Below are 23,676 nucleotides of genomic sequence, written 5' to 3' on the forward strand. Positions count from 1 at the left end.
TCGATCGTGGAGGAATCCTGGCATTCGTCACCTGGGGAGGAACCTCCTCAGACCGCGCGCTCCGTCAGCGCGGGTATCCTCGACACCATGGACGAGACCTGGACCGCGATGTTGTGGGCGATTCTGCCGACCCTCGTGGTGTCGGTGGTCTTCTTCTTCATCCTCCGCAACGTCATCCGGATGGATCGCACCGAGCGCAAGGCCTACGCCCGCATCGAAGCGGAGGAGCGCGCCAAGCGCGGTCTTCCCCCGGTCGCGCGCACGGGCGAGGGCCCCGCGGCCTGACACCCCTTCGGTCTCTGTCGGAGGCCGTCGCTACGCTGGGTCCACAACCCGTCCAGGAGGATCCGTGCTCAACGCCACGTTCGACGCGAGCTGGCTCGTCATCACGCTCTTCGTCGTCGACCTGGTGGTGCGCATCGCCGCGATCATCATCGTGCCGCGCAACCGGCGGCCGACCGCGGCGATGGCGTGGTTGCTCGCGATCTACTTCATCCCGTTCGTCGGCGTCTTCCTCTTCCTGCTGATCGGCAACCCCCGGCTGCCGCGCAAGCGCCGTCGAAAGCAGACCGCGATCAACGAGTACATCCACGACACGAGCGCCTCGCTCGAGTTCGGCACCCTCCGCCCCAACGCCCCTCAGTGGTTCCGTGCGCTCGTCCAGCTCAACCGCAACCTGGGTGCCATGCCGATCGCCGGAGACAACGCCGCCACCCTGATCGCCGATTATCAGCAGAGCCTGGATGCCATGGCCGAGGCCATCCGGCAGGCTCAGCGCTACGTCCACGTCGAGTTCTACATCCTGCAGACCGACGCCTCGACCGACAACTTCTTCCGTGCCCTCGAAGAAGCCGCGGAGCGCGGCGTCGTGGTGCGCGTGCTGCTCGATCACTGGGCGAACCGTGGCAAGCCGTTCTACAAGCAGACGCTTCGTCGCCTCGACGCGATGGGAGCCCACTGGCACCTGATGCTGCCCGTGCAGCCGCTGCGCGGTCGCTACCAGCGTCCCGACCTCCGCAATCACCGCAAGCTCCTCGTTATCGACGGTGACGTCGCGTACATGGGATCGCAGAACGTCACCGACTCGTCGTACAACCTGCGCAAGAACATCCGACGCGGTCTGCACTGGGTCGACTTGATGGTGCGCGTCGAAGGACCCGTCGTCGCGAGCATCAATGCGGTCTTCCTCTCCGACTGGTACAGCGAGACCGACGAGACCCTCCGCGACGAGATCGACCTGTTCAGCGTCACCTCCGGCCCGGGCGATCTCGACTGCCAGGTCGTGCCCTCGGGGCCCGGGTTCGATTTTCAGAACAACCTCAAGCTGTTCCTCGGCCTGCTCTTCGCGGCCAAGGAGCGCATCATCATTGTCAGCCCCTACTTCGTTCCCGACGAGGCCCTGCTGCTCGCGATCACGACCGCCTGCCAGCGCGGTGTGCACGTCGAGCTCTTCGTCTCCGAAGAGGGTGACCAGGCGATGGTGTACCACGCGCAACGCAGCTACTACGAGGCCCTGCTGCATGCCGGCGTCACGATCTGGATGTACCGCAAGCCCTACATCCTTCACAGCAAGAGCGTCACGATCGACGACGAGGTCGCCGTGATCGGCTCGAGCAACATGGACATGCGGTCGTTCGGTCTGAACCTCGAGGTGTCGCTCCTCGTTCGCGGCGAGGAATTCGTCCGCGACATGCGCGCTATCGAGGGCGCGTATCGCACCCTGAGTCGACAGCTGACGATCGAGGAGTGGCGCCGTCAACCGCTGCGCTCGACGATCCTCGACAACCTGGCCCGCCTCACCTCCGCGCTCCAGTGACGCGCCGCGGCATTCGCCGCCGGTACCCAGGATTCTCCGACATCATGGGGCAGAACTCGCCCCCGGAGGTTCTGATGTCGCAACACCGTTTGACCCTGCTCGGAATGATCGGCGCCGCTCTCGTCACCGCCGGCGCTCTCGCCGGATGCGCCACCGGCCCGTCTGCGCCCCCGATGCCGGGTTCGAGCCCGGATGCCACCGCCTCGACGCCCTCCGCCGAGGTCGGGGCCGCGTGGGTCGACGGTGGCCGCTCGATCGCGGTGGTCACGAACGGGAGTTCCTCGTGCCCGCCGGTCGTGAGCGGCCAGCCGAACCTCGCCGGCACCACCCTCGCGGTGGAGCTCTCCGAGTCTGCGCAGCAGGAGTGCACCCGCGACATGGCGCCGCGGGCCACATTGGTCGCTCTGCCCGCGGGTGTCGACCCGGGTCAGGATCTCGCCGTCACCGTGACGGGCGTCGCGCAGGGGGAGGCCAGGCTCGCGGGGCTCGCGCCAGCGCCTGCCGCCACGGGTGAATTCTCCCCGTCCGCAGGCTGGGTGAACGACTCCCTCGTCGCCATCGTCACCTACGGCAGCTCCACGTGCGTCCCCTCTGTCGAGGCGGTCACCACCGCGGGCTCCGATGTCGCCGTCCAGTTCGCGACACCGCCGGCCGATCAGATCTGCACGATGGACATCGCGCCGCGGGTGACCCTCGCCGACATCGGCCGCGAGGCCGGGTCGGGCGCGGTGTCGCTCGTGCTCTCCGGTGGTGGTGTCGACGCGGGCTCGCCCATCCCCGTGCTCGGCGCGCGATGACCTCGACGGCCGGACCCGGCGTCAGCGATCTCTGACGAGCAGGTCGCCCACCTCGCACTCCAGTACGCGGCAGATGGCGGACAACGTCGAATAGCGGATCGCTCGGGCGCGGTCGTTCTTCAGCACCGACAGGTTCACCACCGAGACCCCGACGAGTTCGCTGAGGCGCGTCAGCGTCATGCCCCGCGCCTCGAGAAGCTCGTCGAGGCGACAGTGGATGCCGGTGGGCTCGTCATCCGTGGCGGCCGGGGTCATACGAGGCCCTCGGTGTCGCGCTGGAGACGATCGCCGACCGCGAAGACGGTGCCGGCGAGGGCGACGACGAACGCGACGGCGAAGATGGCGAAGACGTCGACCGTGCCGACGACCGCTCGGTCGTAGGTCCCTTCGGACACCAGGGCGAGTGCGCCGTTGACGGCCATGTTGTGGAAGAAGGGCACGAAGTACATCCCCGCGATGGCGACGAGGCCGGCTGCGGTCACGAGCGCTGTGTGCGCCCGGGAGAAGATGCGCCCCCGCAAGATGCCGAAGCACAGGACGAGCAGCAGCGTCACCACCGTCACCATGGCCGCTGCGAACACCGCGTGGCTGATGACGAGCGCCGCGAGCGAGGCGGGCTGGAGAGACGCGACGGTCACCGAGGCGGAATCGAGCTGGACCGTCACCGCCGAGCCGCCGGGGCCGAGCGGCGCCTGCGCATCGGTCGCGGCGAAGGGGGCGAGGAGCGTGATGTCGCGATTCGGGAGAACACGAGCGATGTCGGCGATCGCCTGCACGACGGCCGCCACGGCGATCGCGACGCCGCCGATCAGGAACAGGACGAAGCCGGCGGTATCGCCGCGCGACAGGACCCGGGACGTGGGGCGGGGGGAAGCCATAATCGCTCCTTATCGATGATCGTTATTATCGGTTGTCGATAACATAACGATGATCGATGGGCCCCGCAAGAGCGAGCGATGTGGCGGTATGCCCACGGCGAACACGGGGCTCTGGCATCCGGCCGCTGGTTACTCTCGATGTACGGCGCGCGGAGGCGTGCCTGTCAGCCCATTTTTGGAGGGACTGAGGATGTTCGAAAGATTCACCGATCGTGCTCGTCGTGTGGTGGTGCTCGCCCAAGAAGAGGCGAAGATGCTGAACCACAACTACATCGGCACGGAGCACATCCTTCTGGGCCTCATCCACGAGGGTGAGGGCGTGGCTGCCAAGGCGCTCGAGTCGCTGGGCATCTCGCTCGATGCCGTCCGCGAGCAGGTGCAGGACATCATCGGCCAGGGGCAGCAGCAGCCGACCGGCCACATCCCGTTCACGCCGCGTGCGAAGAAGGTCCTCGAGCTGTCGTTGCGCGAAGCGCTGCAGCTCGGACACAACTACATCGGAACCGAGCACATCCTGCTCGGTCTCATCCGCGAGGGCGAGGGCGTCGCCGCCCAGGTCCTCGTCAAGCTCGGTGCCGACCTGAACAAGGTGCGCCAGCAGGTCATTCAGTTGCTCTCGGGCTACCAGGGCAAGGAGCCCGCGGGCGTCGCCTCGGGTGCCGGCGAGCAGACCCAGGGCGCGGCCCAGGGCGGGTCGGCCGTTCTCGACCAGTTCGGACGCAACCTCACGCAGGCCGCGCGCGACAACAAGCTCGACCCCGTCATCGGGCGCGAGAAGGAGATCGAGCGCGTGATGCAGATCCTGTCGCGCCGTTCGAAGAACAACCCGGTCCTCATCGGCGAGCCCGGCGTCGGCAAGACCGCCGTCGTCGAGGGTCTCGCGCAGGCCATCGTCAAGGGCGATGTGCCCGAGACCCTGAAGGACAAGCAGGTCTACTCGCTCGATCTCGGCTCGCTCATCGCCGGTTCCCGCTACCGCGGTGACTTCGAGGAGCGCCTCAAGAAGGTCACCAAAGAGATCCGCACGCGTGGCGACATCATCGTCTTCATCGACGAGATCCACACCCTCGTGGGCGCGGGCGCCGCAGAGGGCGCGATCGACGCGGCATCCATCCTCAAGCCGCTCCTCGCGCGCGGTGAGCTCCAGACCATCGGTGCCACCACGCTCGACGAGTACCGCAAGCACTTCGAGAAGGACGCCGCTCTCGAGCGCCGCTTCCAGCCGATCCAGGTGGCCGAGCCGAGCCTTCCCCACGCGATCAACATCCTGAAGGGGCTGCGCGACCGCTACGAGGCGCACCACAAGGTGCAGATCACCGACGGCGCGATCGTCGCCGCGGCGAACCTGGCCGATCGCTACATCAGCGACCGGTTCCTCCCCGACAAGGCCATCGACCTGATCGACGAGGCCGGCGCCCGCCTGCGTCTGTCGATCCTGTCGAGCCCGCCGGAGCTGCGCGAGTTCGACGAGAAGATCGCCAAGGTCCGGGAGCAGAAGGAGCAGGCCTCCGAAGACCAGGACTTCGAGAAGGCCGCCGCGCTGCGCGACGAGGAGAAGTCGCTCCTCGCGGAGCGTCTGCGTCTCGAGAAGCAGTGGCGCTCGGGTGACGTCGCCTCCCACGCGGTCGTCGACGAGGGTCTGATCGCCGAGGTGCTCGCCCAGGCGACCGGCATCCCGGTGTTCAAGCTCACCGAAGAAGAGTCCAGCCGCCTCATGTTCATGGAGAAGGCCCTGCACCAGCGGGTCATCGGACAGGAAGAGGCGATCGCCGCTCTGTCGCGCACGATCCGTCGTCAGCGCGCGGGCCTCAAGGACCCCAAGCGTCCCTCGGGCTCGTTCATCTTCGCCGGCCCCACGGGCGTCGGAAAGACCGAGCTCGCCAAGGCGCTCGCCGAGTTCCTCTTCGACGACGAGGGCGCGCTGATCTCGCTCGACATGTCGGAGTTCGGCGAGAAGCACACCGTCTCGCGTCTGTTCGGTGCCCCTCCCGGGTTCGTCGGATTCGAAGAGGGCGGCCAGCTCACCGAGAAGGTGCGCCGCAAGCCGTTCTCGGTCGTGCTCTTCGACGAGATCGAGAAGGCCCACCCCGACATCTTCAACTCGCTGCTGCAGATCCTCGAAGAGGGTCGTCTGACCGACGGTCAGGGCCGTGTCATCGACTTCAAGAACACCGTGATCATCATGACGACGAACCTCGGCTCGTCGGCGATCGCCGGTGGTCCGGTCGGTTTCCAGGTCGAGGGCAGCGCGCAGACCTCGTACGAGCGGATGAAGGGCAAGGTCGACGAGGAGCTCAAGCGTCACTTCAAGCCCGAGTTCCTCAACCGTGTCGACGACGTCATCGTGTTCCCGCAGCTGAACAAGGACGAGCTCCGTCAGATCGTCGGCCTGTTCGTCAAGCGCCTCGCCGACCGTCTGCTCGACCGAGACATGACCGTCGAGCTGTCGGACGACGCGAAGGACAAGCTCATCGAGATCGGGTTCGACCCGACGCTCGGAGCGCGCCCCCTGCGTCGCGCCATGCAGCGCGAGGTCGAGGACCGACTCAGCGAGAAGATCCTGCACGGCGAACTCGAGTCGGGCGACCACGTGAAGGTCGGCGTCGAGAACGGTCAGTTCTCGTTCGAGACCAGCCCGCGCGGCGAGAAGGTCGCGATCGGCGTCGGAACGGCGGGCGAGATCGCCGCCACCCCCGACACCCTCGCCGGCAGCTGACACCGCGACGAAGAAGGGGCCCGGATGCCATGGCATCCGGGCCCCTCCTCTGTTCGGTCCAGCGGCGTCAGAACAGCTGGCGCGCGTTGGTCGCGGCGAGGTCGATGAGCTCATCGCCCCGGCCGGACAGGATCGTCCGAATCGCGTAGAGGGTGAAGCCCTTAGCCTGTTCGAGGGTCACGGACGGGGGCATCGACAGCTCCTGCCGAGCCGTCTTCACCGACACGAGGGCCGGACCGGGGTGAGCGAGAGCCGCGGCGAGCGAGGTCTCGAGGTCAGTCGACTCGTCGACGCGGAACGACCGGATGCCGATCGCCTCGGCGACCGCCGCGAAGTCGGGGTTTCGCAGATCGGTGCCGTAGGTGACGAAGCCGGCGGCCTTCATCTCGAGCTCGACGAAGTTGAGCGAGGAGTTGTCGAAGACGACGGTCTTCACGGGGAGGTCGTTCTGGACGATCGTGATCAATTCGCCGAGCAGCATCGCCAGACCGCCGTCGCCGGCCAGAGCCACGATCTGCCGGTCGGGGAAGGCCGCTTGCGCGCCGATCGCATGCGATAGGGCGTTCGCCATGGTCCCGTGCGCGAACGACCCGATGAGCCGGCGTTCTCTCGTCATGGTGAGGTAGCGCGACGCCCACACCACGGGAGAGCCCACGTCCGGGATGAAGACCGCGTCGTCGTCGGCGAGACGGTCGAGCGTCCGTGCGACGAACTGGGGGTGCAGCGGCTTGCCGGCGGCGCTCGGCACCGCGAGATCGTCGAGCTTGGACCGGGTGGTCCGGTAGTGCGAACGCGCGTCGTCGGCGTGCCGCGTCGATCGTCCCTCGTTCAGCAGCGGAAGGAGTGCGCGGGCGGTGTCGCGCACGGTGCCGACCAGGCCGATGTCGATCGGGTGCCGGCGTCCGAGCTGCTCGCCCCGGATATCGACCTGGATGTGCTTCGCGCGGCTCGGGTAGAACTGCTGGTACGGGAAGTCCGTCCCGAGCATGAGGACGACATCGGCATCCTCCATCGCCCGGTACCCCGACGAGAATCCGAGCAGGCCGGTCATTCCGACGTCGAACGGGTTCTCCCACTCGATGTGCTCCTTGCCGCGCAGGGCGTGCACGATCGGGGCCTGCAGGCGGCGAGCCAGCTCGACCACCTCGTCGTGCGCGTCCGCGACGCCCGCGCCGGCCAGGATCGTCACCTTCTCGGCCGCGTTCAGCACATCGGCGGTGCGCCGCAGCTCGTCGTCGGAGGGGGTGATGCGGGGAGTCGTGCGCGCGATCGTCGCGACGCGGTCGTTCCGGGCTTTTGCCAGCAGTACGTCGCCCGGGATGACGAGCACGGCGACGCCGCGCTTCTCGATTGCTTCACGCATCGCGATCTCGAGCAGCCGAGGCATCTGCACAGGGTCGGCGACGTACTCGACGTACACCGAGCACTCGCGGAACAGCTCCTGCGGATGCGTCTCTTGGAAGTACGTCGACCCGATCTCTGCGGTCGGGATGTGGGCGGCGATCGCGAGGACCGGCACCCTCGAGCGGTTCGCGTCATAGAGACCGTTGATGAGGTGCAGGTTGCCGGGTCCGCAGCTTCCGGCGCAGACGGTCAGCTCTCCCGTCAGCTCCGCCTCGGCCGAGGCGGCGAAGGCCGCGGCCTCCTCGTGTCGCACGTGCATCCAGCGGATGTCGCCGTCTCGGCGGATGGCGTCGGTGAACCCGTTGAGCGAGTCGCCGGGAAGGCCGTAGACGCGCTGCACGCCGTGGTGGCGGAGGACGGACACGATGTTTTCGGCAACGGTAGGGACGAAGCAGTCCTTTCATCGGAGAGGGGGACGAATCGCGCGACCGCTCGTGACGATCGCGCGTCACCACGGATCACGCTACTCCCGTGGTTGTGGACGTGGTCTGCCGCGGCTTCGACCCGACTATGCGTCGAACGGTCCTGACGCCCCCGCAGGGATGCCGAGCCGAGCGGCGTACGCTGGGAAGATGACTTCGCCCGCGCCGTTCGTCGTCCGCCCCGCCGGAACCGCCGACGTGCGACGCATCCACGAGCTCCTCGAACCGTTCGTGCAGAAGCGCATTCTGCTGGGCAAAGACCTGGTGGTCCTTTACGGCTCGGTGCAGCAGTTCGTCGTCGCCGAGGCCGACGGTGTGGTCATCGGGTGCGGCGCACTGCACGTGATGTGGGAGGACCTGGGCGAGATCCGCACGCTCATCGTCCACGACGAGTGGCTGCACCACGGCGTCGGCCGCGCCATCGTCGAGACGCTCGAGGAGCGAGCGCGGGCGCTCGGCGTCTCGCGGCTGTTCTGCCTGACGTTCGAGGTCGACTTCTTCACTCGCCGCGGCTTCGCCGAGATCGGCGAGCAGGTGGTGGACCCCGACGTCTACTCGCAGCTCGTGCGCAGCCCCGACGAGGGGGTCGCGGAGTTCCTCGACCTCGCCCACGTCAAGCCGAACACCCTGGGCAACACGCGGATGCTGAAGCACCTATGAGCCTGCGCTCCTGAGCGTGCCGTGGCGCGGGCGCACAGCCGCGCCGCCTACCCTGGAACCATGACCGATGCCCCCCGTAGGCGGAGGCAGTCCCCGGCGGTCTACCGTCGTCGTCGTCTCGCCGCAGGGCTTCTCGCTCTGCTGGTGATCGGCCTCGTCGTGTGGCTCGTGGCGGCTCCCCCGTGGCGTGCCGCTCCCACCGCCGAGACGACTTCCGATCCCGCCGCGAGCACTCCCTCCGCTGCTGCGGCGACGACCGCGCCGGCGGCGTCCGAGACTCCCTCCGCCGCGCCGTCCGCTTCGCCCACTCCGACCGCGCCCGCGGGGCCCGTCGAGTGCACGGCGGCCGACATCTCGGTCGCGGCGCTGTCGGACAAGAGCGAATACGGGCAGGGCGAGAACCCGCAACTGTCGATCAAGCTCACCAACACCAGCGCGAACCCGTGCACGATGAACGTCGGCACGAGCGCCCAGTCGTTCACCGTGACGAGCGGGTCGGACGTGTGGTGGCGGTCGACCGACTGCCAGGCCGAGCCCAGCGACATGGAGGTGACGCTGGCCGCCGGTCAGGTCGTCACGAGCTCCGCCCCGTTGACCTGGGACCGCACGCGCTCCTCGGTGAACTCCTGCGGGGGAGAACGGCCGTACGCCCCCGGTGGGGGAGCGACCTATCACCTGAGCGTGTCCATCGGCGGCATCCCGTCGTCGGGGACGGCGTCGTTCATTCTGCGCTGAACATCACGAGGGGTGGATGCCGGTCGGCATCCACCCCTCGTCGTTCCCGGATTCAGGCGCCGGCGTTCTTCCCGAACACCTCGCCCTCCATGGCGTCGTAGCCCTCTTTCTGGGGGTCGCCGTGCAAGCCGCCGGACAGGGCGTACTCCTCTTCGGGGGAGAGGACGAGTCGATGGCGACCGTAGACCGCGAAGGCGACGAAGATCACGGCGTAGACGACGATGATCGCCACGATCGCGAGCAGATAGGTCGGGTTGAAGAGAAGGCCGAAGAAGACGATCGCGGCGATGACGGCGGCCGAGTAGGCCCCGAACAATCCCCACGGACTCTTGTAGGGGCGCACCGCATTCGGGAACTTCCGTCGCAGGATGATGAACGACACCATCTGCAGGAAGTAGGCCAGCACCGCGCCCCAGACGGCGATGTTGAGCACGATCGCTCCCGCGGGGCTGGCGTCGCCGCCGGCCGCCTGCACCACGACGAGAGCGACGAAGCCGAGCGCAGCGCCGAACACGAGGGCGACCCAGGGTGTCTTGCGTGCGCCCGTGAGCGACAACCAGCGCGGGTAGTATCCGGCGCGCGACAGCGAGTACATGTTGCGGCCGTAGGCGAACATGATGCCCATCAGCGAGGCCAGGAGCCCGACGAGCGCGAGGAGCGACAGGAGGGCCGCGGCCTGGTCTCCGACCATCGCGCGGAAACCGTCGAGCAGGGGTTCGAGCGAGCTGCCGGTGGCGTCGGCGCCCAGCACGCCGGTGTTGAGGAACAGCACGATGAGACCGGTGACGATGAGCGTGCCGCGGGCCCAGAGCCCCGCGCGGGGGATGTCGCGGGCGGGGTCGTGCGACTCCTCTGCCGCGAGGGGGAGCTCCTCGATGCCGAGGAAGAACCACATCGCGAACGGGAGCGCCAGCAGGATCGATCCGACCCCGAAGGGCAGGAACTCGGTGTTCCCGTCCGTGGGGGCGATGTTCCAGAGCGATCCCCAGTCGAACGCGCCGGTCAGGAGCGACATCGCACCGAAGACGACGATGATGCCGATCGAGATGATCGAGACGACGATCGCGAACCCGAAGGAGATGTTCGCGCCGGCGGCGTTGAGAGCGATGAACAGCGCGTAGAGGATGATCCACCAGACGAAAGAGGGGAGGCTCACGCCGGTCAGCAGCTCAAGCGCCGAGTCGGCATACTGCCCCGAGAAGTAGACGACGACAGCGGTGGTCGCGACGTATTCGATGGTCTCGGCGAGACCCGTCGCGAGGCCGCCCCACGGTCCCATCGCCGACCGGGCGAACGAGTAGGCGCCGCCCGTGTGCGGCATGGCGGCGGCCATCTCTCCGATCGAGAAGGTGAGGCCGTAGTACATCACCACCAGGATGACGAAGGCGATGAGCATGCCGCCGAATCCGGCGAAGCCGATGCCGAAGTTCCAGCCCGAGAAGTCGCCCGAGATGACGGCGGCGACGGCGAGACCCCACAGGCCCCAGACACCCGCCGAGCGTTTCAGCGTGCGTTTCTCGAAGTACGAGGCGTCGGTGGCCGTATAGGTGGCTCCGGCGACCTTTTTGCGGGAGTTGCTCGAGGTGGACATGTGGCCTCCAGACGGATGCGGACAGGCTTCGGGGTCGCCTTGCGGGAAATCATGGCCTTCTATTGGTCGACCTGTCTACCTTTGGCGTGTAAGTTCCTCGTTACGTCCTTCGCACGAGGTGACGTGACCACCGCGAGAGGGAGACCATGGCGGGCAATCTCAGCAGCGAAGACCTGGATGCCGCGATCGAGGCGGGAGAGATCGACACGGTCGTCGTCGCCTTCCCCGACGCGCAGGGCCGGCTCGTCGGCAAGCGCGTCGCCGCGCGGTTCTGGCGCGACGAAGTCCGCGGCCACGGCGCGGAGGCGTGCAACTACCTGCTCTCGGTCGATGTCGACCTCAACACCGTCGACGGGTACGCCATGTCGAGCTGGGAGAAGGGCTACGGCGACATGCTGCTCGTGCCCGACCTCGACACCCTGCGCACGATCCCCTGGCAGCCCGGGACCGCGCTCGTCTTCGCCGACCTCGCGTGGGGAGATCGCGCGCACGTCGCACAGTCGCCCCGCGGCATCCTGACCGCGCAGCGCGCTCGTCTCGCCGAGCGCGGACTCACCGCCTACGCCGGAACGGAGTTGGAGTTCATCGTCTTCGACGACTCGTTCCGCGACGCGTGGGCCAAGGGCTACACGGGGCTGACCCCCTCGACCGACTACAACGTCGACTACAACCTGCTCGCGACGACCCGGCTCGAGCCGCTGCTGCGCGACATCCGCCTCGGCATGGACGGCGCCGGCATGTACTGCGAGGGCGTGAAGGGCGAGTGCAATTTCGGTCAGCAGGAGATCGCGTTCCGCTACGCCGAGGCTCTCGAGACGGCTGACAACCACACCCTGTACAAGAACGGCGCGAAAGAGATCGCCGATCGGCACGGCAAGTCGCTGACCTTCATGGCCAAATTCAACGAGCGTGAGGGCAACAGCTGCCACATCCACCTCTCCGTGCGCGGCGATGACGGATCGGCGGTGATGGCCGGCGACGGGGAGTACGGATTCAGTCCCCTGATGGGCCACTGGATCGCCGGCATCCTGGCCACCCTGCGCGAATTCACGCTGCTGTACGCCCCCACGATCAACTCCTACAAGCGCTACGCGAAGGGGTCGTTCGCCCCCACCGGGGTGGCCTGGGGCGTTGACAACCGCACGTGCGCCCTGCGCGTCGTCGGCCACGGCTCGTCGCTGCGCGTCGAGAACCGCGTGCCCGGGGGAGACGTGAACCCCTACCTCGCGATCTCGGCGATCATCGCGGGGGGCCTGTACGGCATCGAGAACGAGCTCAAACTGCCCGACCCGCTCAGCGGCAACGCGTATGCGGCCGGTGTCGACACCCTTCCGACGACCCTCCGGGAAGCCGCTCGGCTGTTCTCGGAGTCGGCGATCGCCCGCTCGGCCTTCGGCGACGAGGTCGTCGAGCACTACCTCAACCAGGCGCGCATCGAGGTCGAGGCCTACGACGCCGCCGTGACCGATTGGGAGCGGGTGCGTGGTTTCGAGCGCCTCTGATTCGAGCAGGACCCCCGTCGTGGGGCTGACCACGTACCTGGAGCGCGCGAAGCAGGGCGTGTGGGATGTCCGCGCCTCGTTCCTGCCGCAGCAGTACTTCGATGCCGTCACGGCCTCGGGCGCGAGCGCCGTGCTGCTGCCGCCCCAGCCGCGACCCGAGCAGGCCGCGGCGGCGGTGCTCGACGGGCTCGACGGGCTGATCCTCACGGGCGGCCTCGACGTGCAGCCCGAGCTGTACGGGGCGGAGCGTCACCCGCTCACCGACCCCGCTCGCGCCGACCGGGACGCGTGGGAGATCGCGCTCCTCGCGGGGGCGCGCGAGCGCGGCATCCCGGTGTTCGGTATCTGCCGGGGGCTGCAGCTCATCAACGTCGCGAGGGGCGGCACCCTGCACCAGCATCTGCCCGAAGCACTCGGCACGGAGCGCTACCGCATCGGCGGGGGCGTGTTCGCCGAGAACACGGTCGAGGTGGATGCCGGCACGCGGCTCGCGGGTCTGGTCGGCGCCGGTCCGCTCACGGTCCACAGCTACCACCACCAGGGTGTCGACCGGGTCGGCGACGGGCTTCGCGTGACCGCTCGCACCGACGACGGCCTTGTGCAGGCCGTCGAGACAGAGGGCGACGACTACCTGGTCGCCGTGCAGTGGCATCCCGAAGAGAACGCCGAGGATCGCCGACTGTTCCTGGGCCTGGTCGCTGCTGCCGCGGTGTACCGAGCGTCGCGTGCCGCCGCCCCCTCGTCCGAGCCCGCAGGCCCGGTCACCACCTCCGAGCGCCAGGGAGTTCCCGCATGAGCACCTTCACCGTCATCGACCCCTCGACAGGGTCGCCGATCACGACGCTCGAACGCGCCGAGGTCGAGCACGTGGATGCCGCCGTCGCGAGCGCCGTGCGCGCGCAACGCGCGTGGGCAGCCCTGGCTCCAGTCGCCCGCGCCGACGCTCTGCGCGCGTTCGCCCGGGTCGTCGAGTCGCACGTCGACGAGCTCGCGGCGCTCGAGGTGAAGAACTCGGGCCACCCGATCGGCTCGGCCCGCTGGGAGGCGCAGCACGTCGCGCAGGTGCTCAACTACTACGCCGGGGCGCCGGAACGCTTGATCGGGTCGCAGATCCCGGTCGCCGGCGGACTCGATGTGACCTACCACGAGCCCTACGGGGTGGTCGGGATCATCGTGCCGTGGAACTTCCCCATGACGATCGCGGCGTGGGGCTTCGCCCCGGCGCTCGCCGCGGGCAACGCCGTCGTGCTCAAGCCCGCCGAGCTGACCCCGCTCACCGCGCTCCGCCTGGGCGAACTCGCTCTCGAGGCGGGGCTGCCGGACGGGTTGTTCCAGGTGGTCGTCGGCTCGGGCTCGGTCGTGGGCCAGCGCTTCGTCTCGCACCCCGACGTGCACAAGGTCGTGTTCACCGGGTCGACCGAGGTCGGCACCGAGGTCGCCGCGGGCTGCGCGCGGATGCTCAAGCCCGTGACGCTCGAACTGGGCGGCAAGAGCGCGAACATCGTGTTCGCCGACGCCGATCTCGAGAAGGCCGCCGCGGGCGTCCCCGGCTCGGTGTTCGACAACGCCGGTCAGGACTGCTGCGCGCGAAGCCGTCTGCTGGTGCAGCGGAGCGTCTTCGACCGCTTCCTCGAGATGCTCGAACCGGCCGTCGCCGCCTGGAAGGTCGGCGACCCCGCGAGTGAGGACACCCAGATGGGACCGCTCATCTCGGCATCCCATCGCTCTTCCGTCCAGGGCTTTCTCGACGGCGTCGACGTCGCGTTCCGCGGCTCGGCTCCCGAGGGCGACGGCTTCTGGTTCGCCCCCGCCGTCGTGCTCGCGCAGCCCGGAGACCGCATCGCGCGCGACGAAGTCTTCGGCCCGGTGCTCGCCGTGCTGCCGTTCGACGACGAAGCGGATGCCATCCGCCTCGCCAACGACACCGCGTACGGTCTCGCGGGGTCGATCTGGACCGAGAACCTGGGCCGCGGCATCCGGATCTCGCGCGCAGTGCGCAGCGGAGTGCTGTCGGTGAACTCGCACTCGTCGGTGCGCTACGCCACCCCCTTCGGCGGCATGAAGGCCTCCGGTCTCGGACGAGAGCTGGGACCGGATGCCGCCGAGCACTTCACCGAGGTGAAGAACGTGTTCTACGCCACCGAGTGACCCCTGCCCTTCACCCCTTGTCCCACTTGTGACGCTCCTTGTCCCACTTATGGCTGCTTCAGCGGCTCTGAACCAGCCATAAGCGGGACAAGGGTCAGCTCGAAAGGAACCACCGCCCATGACCATCGACCTCACTCAGCGTCTGCGCGATCGCGTCGCCATCGTCACCGGAGGGGCCAGCGGCATCGGCCTCGCCACCGCCCGTCGCTTCGCCGCCGAGGGCGCCCGGGTCGTGATCGCCGACCTCGACGAGACCACCGGTACGGCTGCCGCCACCGAGGTGGGAGGCGTCTTCCGGCAGGTGAACGTCGCCGACGAAGCGTCCGTGAACGCCCTGTTCGACGGCGTCGCCGCCGACCTCGGCAGCGTCGACATCGCCTTCAACAATGCCGGCATCTCGCCCGCCGACGACGACTCGATAGAGACGACCGAGCTGCCCGCCTGGGACCGAGTGCAGGATGTCAACCTCAAGAGCGTATACCTCTGCTCGCGCGCTGCCCTGCGACACATGGTGCCCGCGGGAAAGGGGTCGATCATCAACACCGCATCGTTCGTGGCCCTGCTGGGCTCGGCCACCTCGCAGATCTCGTACACCGCGTCGAAGGGTGGCGTGCTCGCGATGACCCGCGAGCTCGGCGTGCAGTTCGCGCGCCAGGGGATCCGCGTCAACGCCCTCTGCCCGGGACCGGTGAACACTCCGCTGCTGCAGGAGCTGTTCGCGAAGGACCCCGAGCGCGCGCAGCGCCGATTGGTGCACGTGCCGATGGGTCGGTTCGCGGAGCCGGAGGAGATGGCCGCGAGCGTGGCGTTCTTGGCATCCGACGACGCGTCCTTCATCACGGCGACGGCGTTCGTGGTCGACGGGGGCATCACCAACGCTTACGTCACGCCCCTGTGAACCGGTGACGTGACAGGCTGAGGGTGTGACAGACGCGCCGCTCGACGACCTGCGCCGGGCCGTGTACCGCCCCGTGCGCAGCGGCAACGCGCTGGAGGACACCACGGCGCGCATCGTGCAGACGGTGCGGCTCGGCCTCGTGGCGCCGGGGGAGTCGCTTCCTGCGGAGCGCGAGCTCGCGGCGCTGTACGGGGTGAGTCGGGACACGGTCCGCGAGGCGCTGAAGGAGCTGTCGGATGCCGGGTGGCTCGAGACGCGGCGGGGTCGCTACGGCGGGACCTTCGTCGTCGATCCCGTGCCCCGGCCCTCGACGCCGGCGGTCGTCTCGGCCGCCGAGCTCTCCGACGTCATCGCCCTACGCGGCGTCCTCGAACCGGGGGCGGCGTGGGCGGCAGCGGCGCGGTCGCTGTCGGCCGAGGAGCGGGACGTGCTGTGGGCGCGGCACGAAGCGGCCGCGCTCGCCGAGGGAGAGGACTACCGCCGACTCGACACGCTCCTGCACCTGACGATCGCGGAGTTCGCCGGCATCCCGTCCCTCGTTCCCCTCGTCGCCGACAACCGCGCGCGCGTGAACGCCTGGCTCGACACGTTCCCCCTGCTGCCGCGCAACATCGAGCACTCGACCTCGCAGCATGCCGCGGTGGTCTCGGCGATCCTCGCCGGGAGACCGGATGCCGCCCACGCGGCGATGCGCGACCACCTCGCCGGGTCGGAGGCGCTGCTGCGGGGATTTCTGGCCTAGGGACTCGTGGGGGTTCGGGGCTTCGGAGCTTCGAGGTCGCGGGTCGCAGCGCGCGAAGTGCGGTGGGAGGTCGCGGGGCGCCGTGAGGTCAGGGAGGCGGCGCGGGGCGCGGGAGGTGCGGTGGGAGGTTGTGGGTCGCCGCGAGGTCACGGAGGCGGCGCGGGGGAGCGCGGGGATGACGCGGCGGTGCCGGGTGGAGGAGCTTCCGCGGGCGGAGGATGCAGCCCGGGCGTTCGATCCTCCGGTCGGCGATTCTCCTCCCGTCGGAAGCGCCGCGGGCGTGTTCGGCGCAGCTTGGGCGTGCGCGGCGCCGCGCGGATAGGCTCGGAGGATGGCGGCAGGCAAGAAGCGCAAGGGGAAGAAGCTCGACGTGGACTTCAAGAACACCGCCTTGACCGACGCCCTGCAGACGCAGGATATGGCGGCGATCGCCTTCGCTCTCCGTCACGGACCGACGGTCGTGCCGCTGATGACGCCGGGCGACGCCGACGACCCGCTCAGCGTCGGCGAGGTCTGGACCTACCGCGATCCGAACACCGGCCAGCTCGCCCTGCTGCTGTTCAGTGATGCGGCGCACAAGCCCGAGACGCTGCCGCCGCACGTGGCCCTGCAGTCGCCGCAGTGGCTGCGCGCGTTCCTCGGAACGCATCGGGATGCCATCACCACGGTGTTCATCGACATTGCGGGGCCGCACCCGATCCAGGCTTCACCGGCTGACCTGATCGCCGCGCTGGACGCCTGAGCTCTCCCTCGGTGCCGCGGGTTCGGCGCCCGGGGTCCAGCGCCCTGGGGCCGGCGCCCGGGGTCCGGCGCCTGGGTTCGACGCCGGGGCTCGACGCCGGGGTTCGACCCCCGGGGTTCGGCGCCCTGGGTTCGGCGCCCGGGGTCCGGCGCCTGGGTTCGGCGCCCGGCGCCCGGCGTTCGGGTCCCTGGGTCCGCCGCCCTGGGCCCGACGTCCGGGGACCGGCGCCCGGGCTCCAACGCCCTGGGTCCGACGCCCGGGGGCCGCCGCCCGGGGACCGACGCCCGGGGTCTTCCCCCGGCGCGGGGGCGGTGGGGTGTCGCACTGCCCGTTGAGTGTCCAGAACACCCGGAGCATTCTGAATTTCGTCCGGGTGTTGTGGACACTCGAGCGTCGGATGGGGCGGGGGCGTGTGGGCGAGCGACCGGGCGGGTGAGAGGCGGAACTCGCGCGGGTGAAGGGCTCGTGCAAGACTCGGGGACATGGAGTACCTGATCGTCGGTGCCGTATGCGCCGCAGGACTTGTCATCCCCGCCGTTCTCGGGATGACGTCGCCGCACCGCCGCCGCCGGTCTTCTCCTCCCGGCCGTTGACGATCGCACGGGAGCGGTGTCCCGTGGGGCCACCGGTTCCTGAGAACTCGCGACCGCTCGATCTCACCGCATCGGTCTGCTGGAGGCGCTTTATGCTCCGGGTGCGTCTCAGAACCCGGGTTCGCTGTCGTCGCGGGGCAGGCCGCGCACCTGCAACTCGTTGAGGGCCTGCGCGAGTTTTCGCGACGAGGCGTCGAGGACGGTGTGATAGCCGAGCCGCTTCGCCTCTGACGCGCGCTGAGCGGCCTGCGTGACGTTGCGGATCTCGCCCGTGAGGGTGAGCTCGCCGATCGCCGCGAGGCGCTTCGACACCTTGCGGTTCTTCACCGCGTTGGCCACCGCGATCGCGATCGCGAGGTCGGCCGCGGGTTCGACCAGGCGCACCCCGCCGACGGTGGAAACGTAGACGTCGCGATCCGAGAGCGTCAGGCCCATTCGGCTCTCGAGCACGGCGAGCACCATCGCGACGCGCGAGGAATCGACGCCGTTGACGATGCGGCGCGGGTTGGGCGCCGTCTGCCGCACGGCGAGGGCCTGGATCTCGACGGGCAGAGCGCGCCGCCCCTCCATCGCGATCGTGACGCACGTGCCGGGTTCGGGCTCACCGTGGCCGAGGAACAGCGCGCTCGGGTCGGCGACCTCGGCGATACCCGTGCCCGTCATGTCGAAGCACCCGACCTCGTCGGTGGGGCCGAAGCGGTTCTTGAGTGCTCGCACGAAGCGGAGCGAGGTCTGCCGGTCGCCCTCGAAGTGGCAGACGACGTCGACCAGGTGCTCGAGGATGCGGGGCCCCGCGATCGACCCGTCTTTCGTGACGTGGCCGACGAGGATGACGGGGAGGCCTCGTTCTTTCGCCACACGGATGAGGGCGGACGCCACCTCGCGCACCTGGGCGGGCTGACCCGCCGCGCCGTCGCTGTGGGCCGACGACACCGTTTGCACGGAGTCGACGATCAGCAGTCCCGGCTCGACCTGGTCGATGTGCCCGAGGATCGTGGCGAGATCGGTCTCGGCCGCGAGGAAGAGCTCGTCGTGCAGGGCCCCGGTGCGCTCGGCGCGCAGCCGTACCTGCGCCGCAGACTCCTCTCCGCTGGCGTAGAGCACGCGCCGACCCGCGCGGGCGCTCTGGGCGGCGACCTCGAGCAGCAGCGTGGACTTGCCGACGCCCGGCTCCCCACTCAGAAGGATTGCCGCGCCCGGCACGATGCCGCCGCCCAGCACCCGGTCGAACTCGCCCACTCCGCTCGTGCGGCGTGGGGCGTCTTGCGTGTCGATCTCGGTGATCCGGCGCGCGGCGCGGGCGGCCCCGGGAGCGACGGGCGTGATCGACCGCACGATCCCGGTCTGTTCCGCGGCCTCGACGACCGTGCCCCACGACTGGCACTCGCCGCAGCGCCCGACCCACTTCAGCGTCGTCCACCCGCACTCGGTGCAGCGGTACGGGGCAGGGGCTGCAGCGGGACGTCGGGATGCCATGTGCTCAGGCTACGCGGGGCCTCCGACATCGCCGCGCCGGGCCGCGGCATGCGGTGGTCGCACGTCCGGCCGGGGTCCCGGCATCCGGGATCTGCCCCGCCGGTGCGCAGCCCGAGGCCACGCATAAACGCGATCCACGCGCATAAACACGTGCAGAACGCGTTTATGCGACTCGATCGCGTTTATGCGTGAGACGGAGGCGATCGACGCACGTACGCCGGGTGGGCGCGCGCTGAACCCACGGGGTCGACCGGTGGTCAGTCGCGGAGCGACCCCGCGACGGTTGTCAGAGCGTCGGCGGAGCGGCGCAGCAGCGTCAGCTCGGCGTCGGAGAACGGCGTGCCCGGGAGGGGAACCGCTCCGCGCGCCGAGACGATCGAGGGCACCGACAGGGCCATGCCGTTGACGCCGTGGAAGCCCTGCAGCACCGTACTGACCGGCAGGATCGCGTGCTCGTCGCGCAGGATGGCCTCGACGATCCGGGCGCTCGACAGGCCGATCGCGTAGTTGGTCGCGCCCTTGCCCTTGATGACCTTGTACGCGGCGTCGCGGACGTCGACGGCGATCGCGTCCAGTTGCTCGCGATCGAAGCGTGTGCCGTCGGGGAGATCGAACTCGGTGATCGGCACGGAGCCGATCGTGGCCGTCGACCACAGCGGAAACTCGGTGTCGCCGTGCTCACCGACGATCCAGGCGTGCACGCTCGAGGTGGCGACCCCGGCGCGCTGCGCGAGTTTCCAGCGCAGGCGCGAGGTGTCGAGCACGGTGCCCGAGGCGAAGATGCGGCGGCTGGGCAGGCCCGTGGCCTCTTGAGCCAGGACCGTGAGCACGTCGCACGGGTTGGTCACGATCACGTAGATCGCGTGCGGGGCGACGTCGAGCAGCTTCGGCATCATGTCGCGGATGATCGCGGCGTTGGTCGCGGCGAGCTCGGTGCGGGTCTGGCCCGGGTTCTGCTTCGCGCCGGCCGTGATGACGACGACGTGCGAGCCCGCGGCCACCGAGACGTCGCTTCCGCCGGTGATGTCGCTCGACCCGGTGAACTGCGTGCCGTGGGCCAGATCGAGCACCTCGGCCTCGACCTTCTCGGCCGCGATGTCGTAGAGCGCGACATGCCGCGCCGACCCGCGGATCAGGGCGGCGTACGCGACGCTCGCGCCCACGCTCCCGGCCCCGACGACCGTCAGCTTCGAGTTCTCGATCACGCTCATGGCTCGATCCTGGCAGCGGGGGAGGGCGGCTTCCAGCGTGGTCGTTCGACGGTGGACGAACGGATGCCAGGGGTCGAGGGCTGCGCCATGCGCGACGTACGAGGGCGCGGGGCCGGCGGGTTGCGGCGCTCCCGTGCGGTCGCAGTGGTGCGTGCCGAACTCCGGAGTCTTCGGACACCGGCGACCGCGCGTGGCGGTGTCGCGGGCGAGCGACGCCGTTTCTCCGGACTGCGGCGACACCTCCCCGATCCCATCCGGCCATCGACAGGCAGCCGATTCGCGGCATCCTGAAGTGTGTCGTAAGCTATTCGGCGGTGACGTGTCCGAGCGGCCGAAGGTGCAACACTCGAAATGTTGTGTAGGTTCACCCCTACCGTGGGTTCAAATCCCACCGTCACCGCCACCACGAAGGCCCCGAATCCCGCGGAAGCGCGGGGGTTCGGGGCCTTCGTCTTGGGGGATCAATCGTTTGCGGTAACCGGACCGAGAAAACCGCCCCGCCATCGTCGACGGCCGCCTCCGCATCTCCGTTAGATAAGGCCTGCGGTGTCCCGGAATTGGTGCCCTGGTGCAGCCGGTGTCGCGGGATTGGTGGAGAGGTTCCTGTCGATGCCCTTGCCGACTGCATGGGAGTGACCGGCGGAAACTCTCCCGGACCGCGCCCGTCGAGTAGCCGCCTTATTTTGGGGGACTGGCGCAACATGAAAGCGACCGACCTCTGCTGGACACCCCTCGACTACGGTAGCGACCCGCCCATCTTCTGGGCCTTCAACGGCGGATGGTGATCTCATGAGTAGACGGCTTACCCAGGCGAATGTCCTCGCGATCGGCTGGGTCAGCCTCTTTGTCGGCGTCAGCATCCCGGCGGCCGCCTCCGTGGCCGCGATCCGACTGTTCTGGAACCTCCCCTGTTTTGCAGGTGTCCAGTGGACGTTCGCGCCGCTCGTGATTGGACGCGAACCCGTCGGCGACCTACGCACGGCTTTTGGATGGATTGCCACGGCTGTTTGTCTCGCCGCGATGGTGACCTCGGTCGGTATTGCCGCGACCTCGGTGGCGAGATGGGTCCGCTCCAGGTCGAGGCGTGATGCCCTTTCGTCTCTGCCGTTCGCCGGCACGGTTGCGGCGGTTGTCCTCATCACAGCATTCGTTCTGGCGAGTAACCCGGACGGGGCCACCAGCTCACGCGGCGCGTGGATCACGCTGTCGTCTTTGACAGCGTTCGGTACGGCCATGCTTTTCGGCCTGACCTCAGCGGTCGTCGTACTTCTCGCGTCCGCCCGGGCAACCCGTGTCCCCCGGGCCCGGAGAACGCCGTACGCGATTTCGCACCTCACACTGCCCCTCATGTCGACGCATGGACGACCAATCAGAAGGGGCGGCCCAGCTGCGCCTGGCGGGCCTTTCCGACGCGGAAGCGCTCGCTGATCTGAGATTCGAGTGGATCAGCCGGGAAGGAGCCCGACAAAGGACGAGCACAACAGCTTCACTCGGCGATTCTCGCGATGGTGGCGCGAAGAACAGACGCGGTGCGTGACCGCCCTGGCTGAGGTCGACGGGCAGCTGGTCCGCGCGGCGTGGTTGCTGCTCCACGAGCGCGTCCCGAACCCGTCCCACTTCACTCGCGCTACCGGCGATCTCCAGAGTGTCTACGTGCGACCGCCATTTCGACGCGCCGGTATTAACCTGCACCTCGAACTCACACTCCCGAGCACTGCGCTCTGATCGCATGAAGAACGTCGGAATAGTCACCGTCTCACCGACGACTCCCTTTCGATCTGACTCACACCTCCCGAACCCTCGTTGCCCTCCGCGCAACCGGGGGTTCGTCCTTCTCGCCGCGGGGTCAGGCGAGTGGCGGGCCGATCACGGCATCCGTTGCGGCTTTGGTGGGTGCGAGGATGACCGCATCACCGGTGAAGAGAAACGTCTGGCTGTAGCGGCCGTCGATCTTGTACGTCAGGTAGGTCCCGCGCGGGCCGTCCTCTGTGAACCAGGCGCTGTCGTTGGCCGTGTACAGAGCGACCAAATCGTTCCAGTCCTTTTCCGACGCCGGTGACCAGTCGTAGGAGTCGTCGGAACCCTGGCTGGACACGCAGTCAGCCCCCCGCGCCAGCACGGGCATTGGCGGGAGCTTGATTGCTCCCTCGGGCAACACCCGCGAGACCAGTGTCAGATCGGATGACGGATCCGTGATGTTCCCGCAGGTCGCCGGTATGCGAGTGGAAACGGGAGCGGTCAGACGCTCGTCTGCATGGGCAGAGGTCGTCGGGGGACTGGTGGGCTGCGCGGGGGAGTCGGTCGGGGAAGGCGCTGGCGACGACGCGGTGTCTGCGGCCGGGCGGGATGTCGCCACGCACCCGGTTGCTCCCAGGGCGGTGACGGCCATGAGTGCGATTGCAGCCACCGAGTTAGTGACCCGAGAAGGAGACGTGCTCACGGGTGTCACCATATCCACGTCGATCCTGAGTTCTCGAACGTCTCCGGTCCACTCCTGTCGAACCCTCGTTGCCCTCTGGGCGGCGGGGGTTCCGCTTTTCCGTCGCCAGCGCCGCAGCTCACCGCTCTCGCGCGGTTGTTCCGATCGCGATCGAGGGTGGGGTGTCGAGATGTCGGGTGTCTGAGTCAGTTGCGCGGGAGAGGCGCAGAGTCGACTACTCGCCCACGCCCCGATTGAGCGAGAAACGCTTGATCGTCCCTAAGCGCGAGCAGTGTGTAATCGGTGCCGAAAGTGTCGAGCGTGCGCTCGATCAGCTCCCGGGGATAGGGCGGCAACAGCCCGTCGGCGTGCGGGATCACAACCTGATCGACCAGACCGAGACCATCGAACGTCGTCAACGCGGGGCCATCGGCGGGGTCATCCATGAGCGACGCCGGGGTTAAGTCGGGACCGGCGACCATTGCCCCTGCGCTGACGCCGACGTACGGCAGGCCAGCTCGCACGTGACCGGTCAGGACCTCCCCATTCCCCGTCGTCTGTAGCGCCTCCAGTAGAGCGAAAGTGCTCCCGCTCGCCACGTACACAGCGTCGAGGTCGGACAACACCCGATCGAGCTCGTCCGAGCCCATGCCGCGCACGGTGATTCGACTCAGCTCGTGGCCGAGGCGTGCGAGCGCGTCACGCTCGGCCGCGACGAAGGGCGCGTCGGCGAAGAGCGCTTGTGCGTCGTCCACGTACCCGATTCGGAGCGGACGTTGCGGGGTTCCGACCGCTTCTTCGAGGAAGGCTGAGAGGGCTCCGATGTGCCACGAGAGCAAAAGGATGTTCACACAATCAGACTAAGCAGGACCCCCGACATGACCGACCGGCGCCGCAGCTCGATGCTCTCTCGAGGTCGTTCCGAT

General features: G+C 68.7%; 20 protein-coding genes, 1 tRNA gene and 1 pseudogene. 14 read left to right on the forward strand and 8 right to left on the reverse strand.

Going from position 1 to position 23,676, the window contains the following annotated elements; genetic code table 11:
- The first annotated feature begins 87 nt into the window (after window positions 1-87).
- The 3 genes from NE358_RS01870 to NE358_RS01880 all read left to right on the forward strand — a co-directional run bounded on the left by NE358_RS01870 (window position 88) and on the right by NE358_RS01880 (window position 2,613).
- The gene (locus tag NE358_RS01870; protein ID WP_103206864.1) at window positions 88-285 is read left to right on the forward strand and encodes a hypothetical protein; all 198 of its coding nucleotides are present in this window, start codon (window positions 88-90) and stop codon (window positions 283-285) included.
- Between the two features lie 64 nt (window positions 286-349).
- Complete coding sequence (gene cls, locus NE358_RS01875; protein ID WP_103206863.1) at window positions 350-1,816, forward strand: cardiolipin synthase; 1,467 nt, start codon at window positions 350-352, stop codon at window positions 1,814-1,816.
- A 74-nt stretch (window positions 1,817-1,890) separates the two neighbouring features.
- Window positions 1,891-2,613: a hypothetical protein gene (locus NE358_RS01880; protein ID WP_289940874.1), complete on the forward strand. Its 723-nt coding sequence runs from the start codon at window positions 1,891-1,893 to the stop codon at window positions 2,611-2,613.
- A 21-nt stretch (window positions 2,614-2,634) separates the two neighbouring features.
- Here NE358_RS01880 and NE358_RS01885 read toward each other — a convergent pair whose 3' ends face one another.
- Both NE358_RS01885 and NE358_RS01890 read right to left on the reverse strand, forming a co-directional pair.
- A complete protein-coding gene (locus NE358_RS01885) occupies window positions 2,635-2,868 on the reverse strand; it encodes a helix-turn-helix domain-containing protein (protein ID WP_116238721.1) in 234 nt (77 codons plus the stop codon).
- The gene (locus NE358_RS01890; protein WP_289940878.1) at window positions 2,865-3,491 is read right to left on the reverse strand and encodes a hypothetical protein; all 627 of its coding nucleotides are present in this window, start codon (window positions 3,489-3,491) and stop codon (window positions 2,865-2,867) included. Before NE358_RS01890 ends, NE358_RS01885 begins: the two co-directional genes overlap by 4 nt.
- Window positions 3,492-3,681: 190 nt before the next feature.
- Between NE358_RS01890 and NE358_RS01895 the strand changes: the two genes are divergently transcribed.
- Complete coding sequence (locus NE358_RS01895) at window positions 3,682-6,207, forward strand: ATP-dependent Clp protease ATP-binding subunit (RefSeq protein ID WP_103206859.1); 2,526 nt, start codon at window positions 3,682-3,684, stop codon at window positions 6,205-6,207.
- Between the two features lie 67 nt (window positions 6,208-6,274).
- Here NE358_RS01895 and poxB read toward each other — a convergent pair.
- Window positions 6,275-7,981: pseudogene (poxB, locus tag NE358_RS01900) on the reverse strand (ubiquinone-dependent pyruvate dehydrogenase); the annotation flags it as partial.
- A gap of 202 nt (window positions 7,982-8,183) precedes the next feature.
- Here poxB and NE358_RS01905 point away from each other — a divergent pair.
- Together NE358_RS01905 and NE358_RS01910 are read left to right on the forward strand one after the other, a co-directional pair.
- A complete protein-coding gene (locus NE358_RS01905; RefSeq protein WP_103206857.1) occupies window positions 8,184-8,693 on the forward strand; it encodes an amino-acid N-acetyltransferase in 510 nt (169 codons plus the stop codon).
- Between the two features lie 60 nt (window positions 8,694-8,753).
- Window positions 8,754-9,428: a hypothetical protein gene (locus tag NE358_RS01910; protein ID WP_174799656.1), complete on the forward strand. Its 675-nt coding sequence runs from the start codon at window positions 8,754-8,756 to the stop codon at window positions 9,426-9,428.
- A gap of 52 nt (window positions 9,429-9,480) precedes the next feature.
- Here the strand turns inward: NE358_RS01910 and NE358_RS01915 are convergent, their stop codons facing one another.
- A complete protein-coding gene (locus NE358_RS01915; RefSeq protein ID WP_103206856.1) occupies window positions 9,481-11,019 on the reverse strand; it encodes an amino acid permease in 1,539 nt (512 codons plus the stop codon).
- 146 nt (window positions 11,020-11,165) lie between these two features.
- Between NE358_RS01915 and NE358_RS01920 the strand changes: the two genes are divergently transcribed.
- From NE358_RS01920 to NE358_RS01945, 6 genes are all read left to right on the forward strand, one after another.
- Entirely contained in the window at window positions 11,166-12,521 is a 1,356-nt protein-coding gene (locus NE358_RS01920) for a glutamine synthetase family protein (RefSeq protein WP_103206855.1), read from the forward strand.
- 19 nt (window positions 12,522-12,540) lie between these two features.
- Window positions 12,541-13,317: a gamma-glutamyl-gamma-aminobutyrate hydrolase family protein gene (locus tag NE358_RS01925; protein ID WP_371861600.1), complete on the forward strand. Its 777-nt coding sequence runs from the start codon at window positions 12,541-12,543 to the stop codon at window positions 13,315-13,317.
- Window positions 13,314-14,669 (forward strand): aldehyde dehydrogenase family protein, encoded by a 1,356-nt coding sequence (locus NE358_RS01930; protein WP_289940884.1) that lies wholly within the window; start codon window positions 13,314-13,316, stop codon window positions 14,667-14,669. Before NE358_RS01925 ends, NE358_RS01930 begins: the two co-directional genes overlap by 4 nt.
- Window positions 14,670-14,787: 118 nt before the next feature.
- The gene (locus tag NE358_RS01935) at window positions 14,788-15,567 is read left to right on the forward strand and encodes a 3-oxoacyl-ACP reductase (protein WP_103206852.1); all 780 of its coding nucleotides are present in this window, start codon (window positions 14,788-14,790) and stop codon (window positions 15,565-15,567) included.
- A 25-nt stretch (window positions 15,568-15,592) separates the two neighbouring features.
- Entirely contained in the window at window positions 15,593-16,309 is a 717-nt protein-coding gene (locus NE358_RS01940) for a FadR/GntR family transcriptional regulator (RefSeq protein ID WP_103206851.1), read from the forward strand.
- Window positions 16,310-16,640: 331 nt separating this feature from the next.
- Window positions 16,641-17,051 (forward strand): dehydrogenase, encoded by a 411-nt coding sequence (locus NE358_RS01945; RefSeq protein WP_103206850.1) that lies wholly within the window; start codon window positions 16,641-16,643, stop codon window positions 17,049-17,051.
- 701 nt (window positions 17,052-17,752) lie between these two features.
- On the opposite strand, the gene radA is transcribed toward NE358_RS01945, so the two are convergent.
- Window positions 17,753-19,120 carry a DNA repair protein RadA gene (radA, locus tag NE358_RS01950; RefSeq protein ID WP_103206849.1) on the reverse strand — a complete coding sequence of 456 codons (1,368 nt, stop codon included), beginning with the start codon at window positions 19,118-19,120 and terminating at the stop codon, window positions 17,753-17,755.
- 257 nt (window positions 19,121-19,377) lie between these two features.
- Window positions 19,378-20,331, reverse strand: a complete 954-nt coding sequence (locus NE358_RS01955; RefSeq protein ID WP_289940890.1) for an L-lactate dehydrogenase — start codon at window positions 20,329-20,331, stop codon at window positions 19,378-19,380.
- 313 nt (window positions 20,332-20,644) lie between these two features.
- Between NE358_RS01955 and NE358_RS01960 the strand changes: the two genes are divergently transcribed.
- Window positions 20,645-20,734, forward strand: a tRNA-Ser gene (locus tag NE358_RS01960).
- A gap of 1,037 nt (window positions 20,735-21,771) precedes the next feature.
- Window positions 21,772-22,056 carry a GNAT family N-acetyltransferase gene (locus NE358_RS01965; RefSeq protein WP_353853276.1) on the forward strand — a complete coding sequence of 95 codons (285 nt, stop codon included), beginning with the start codon at window positions 21,772-21,774 and terminating at the stop codon, window positions 22,054-22,056.
- A gap of 121 nt (window positions 22,057-22,177) precedes the next feature.
- On the opposite strand, the gene NE358_RS01970 is transcribed toward NE358_RS01965, so the two are convergent.
- Window positions 22,178-22,426, reverse strand: coding sequence for a hypothetical protein (locus NE358_RS01970; protein WP_170210641.1), 249 nt, complete (start codon window positions 22,424-22,426; stop codon window positions 22,178-22,180).
- 530 nt (window positions 22,427-22,956) lie between these two features.
- Window positions 22,957-23,505, reverse strand: a complete 549-nt coding sequence (locus NE358_RS01975) for a Type 1 glutamine amidotransferase-like domain-containing protein (RefSeq protein ID WP_218026337.1) — start codon at window positions 23,503-23,505, stop codon at window positions 22,957-22,959.
- Window positions 23,506-23,676 lie beyond the last annotated feature (171 nt).

The sequence above is a fragment of the Sphingomonas sp. G5 genome (assembly GCF_052660795.1).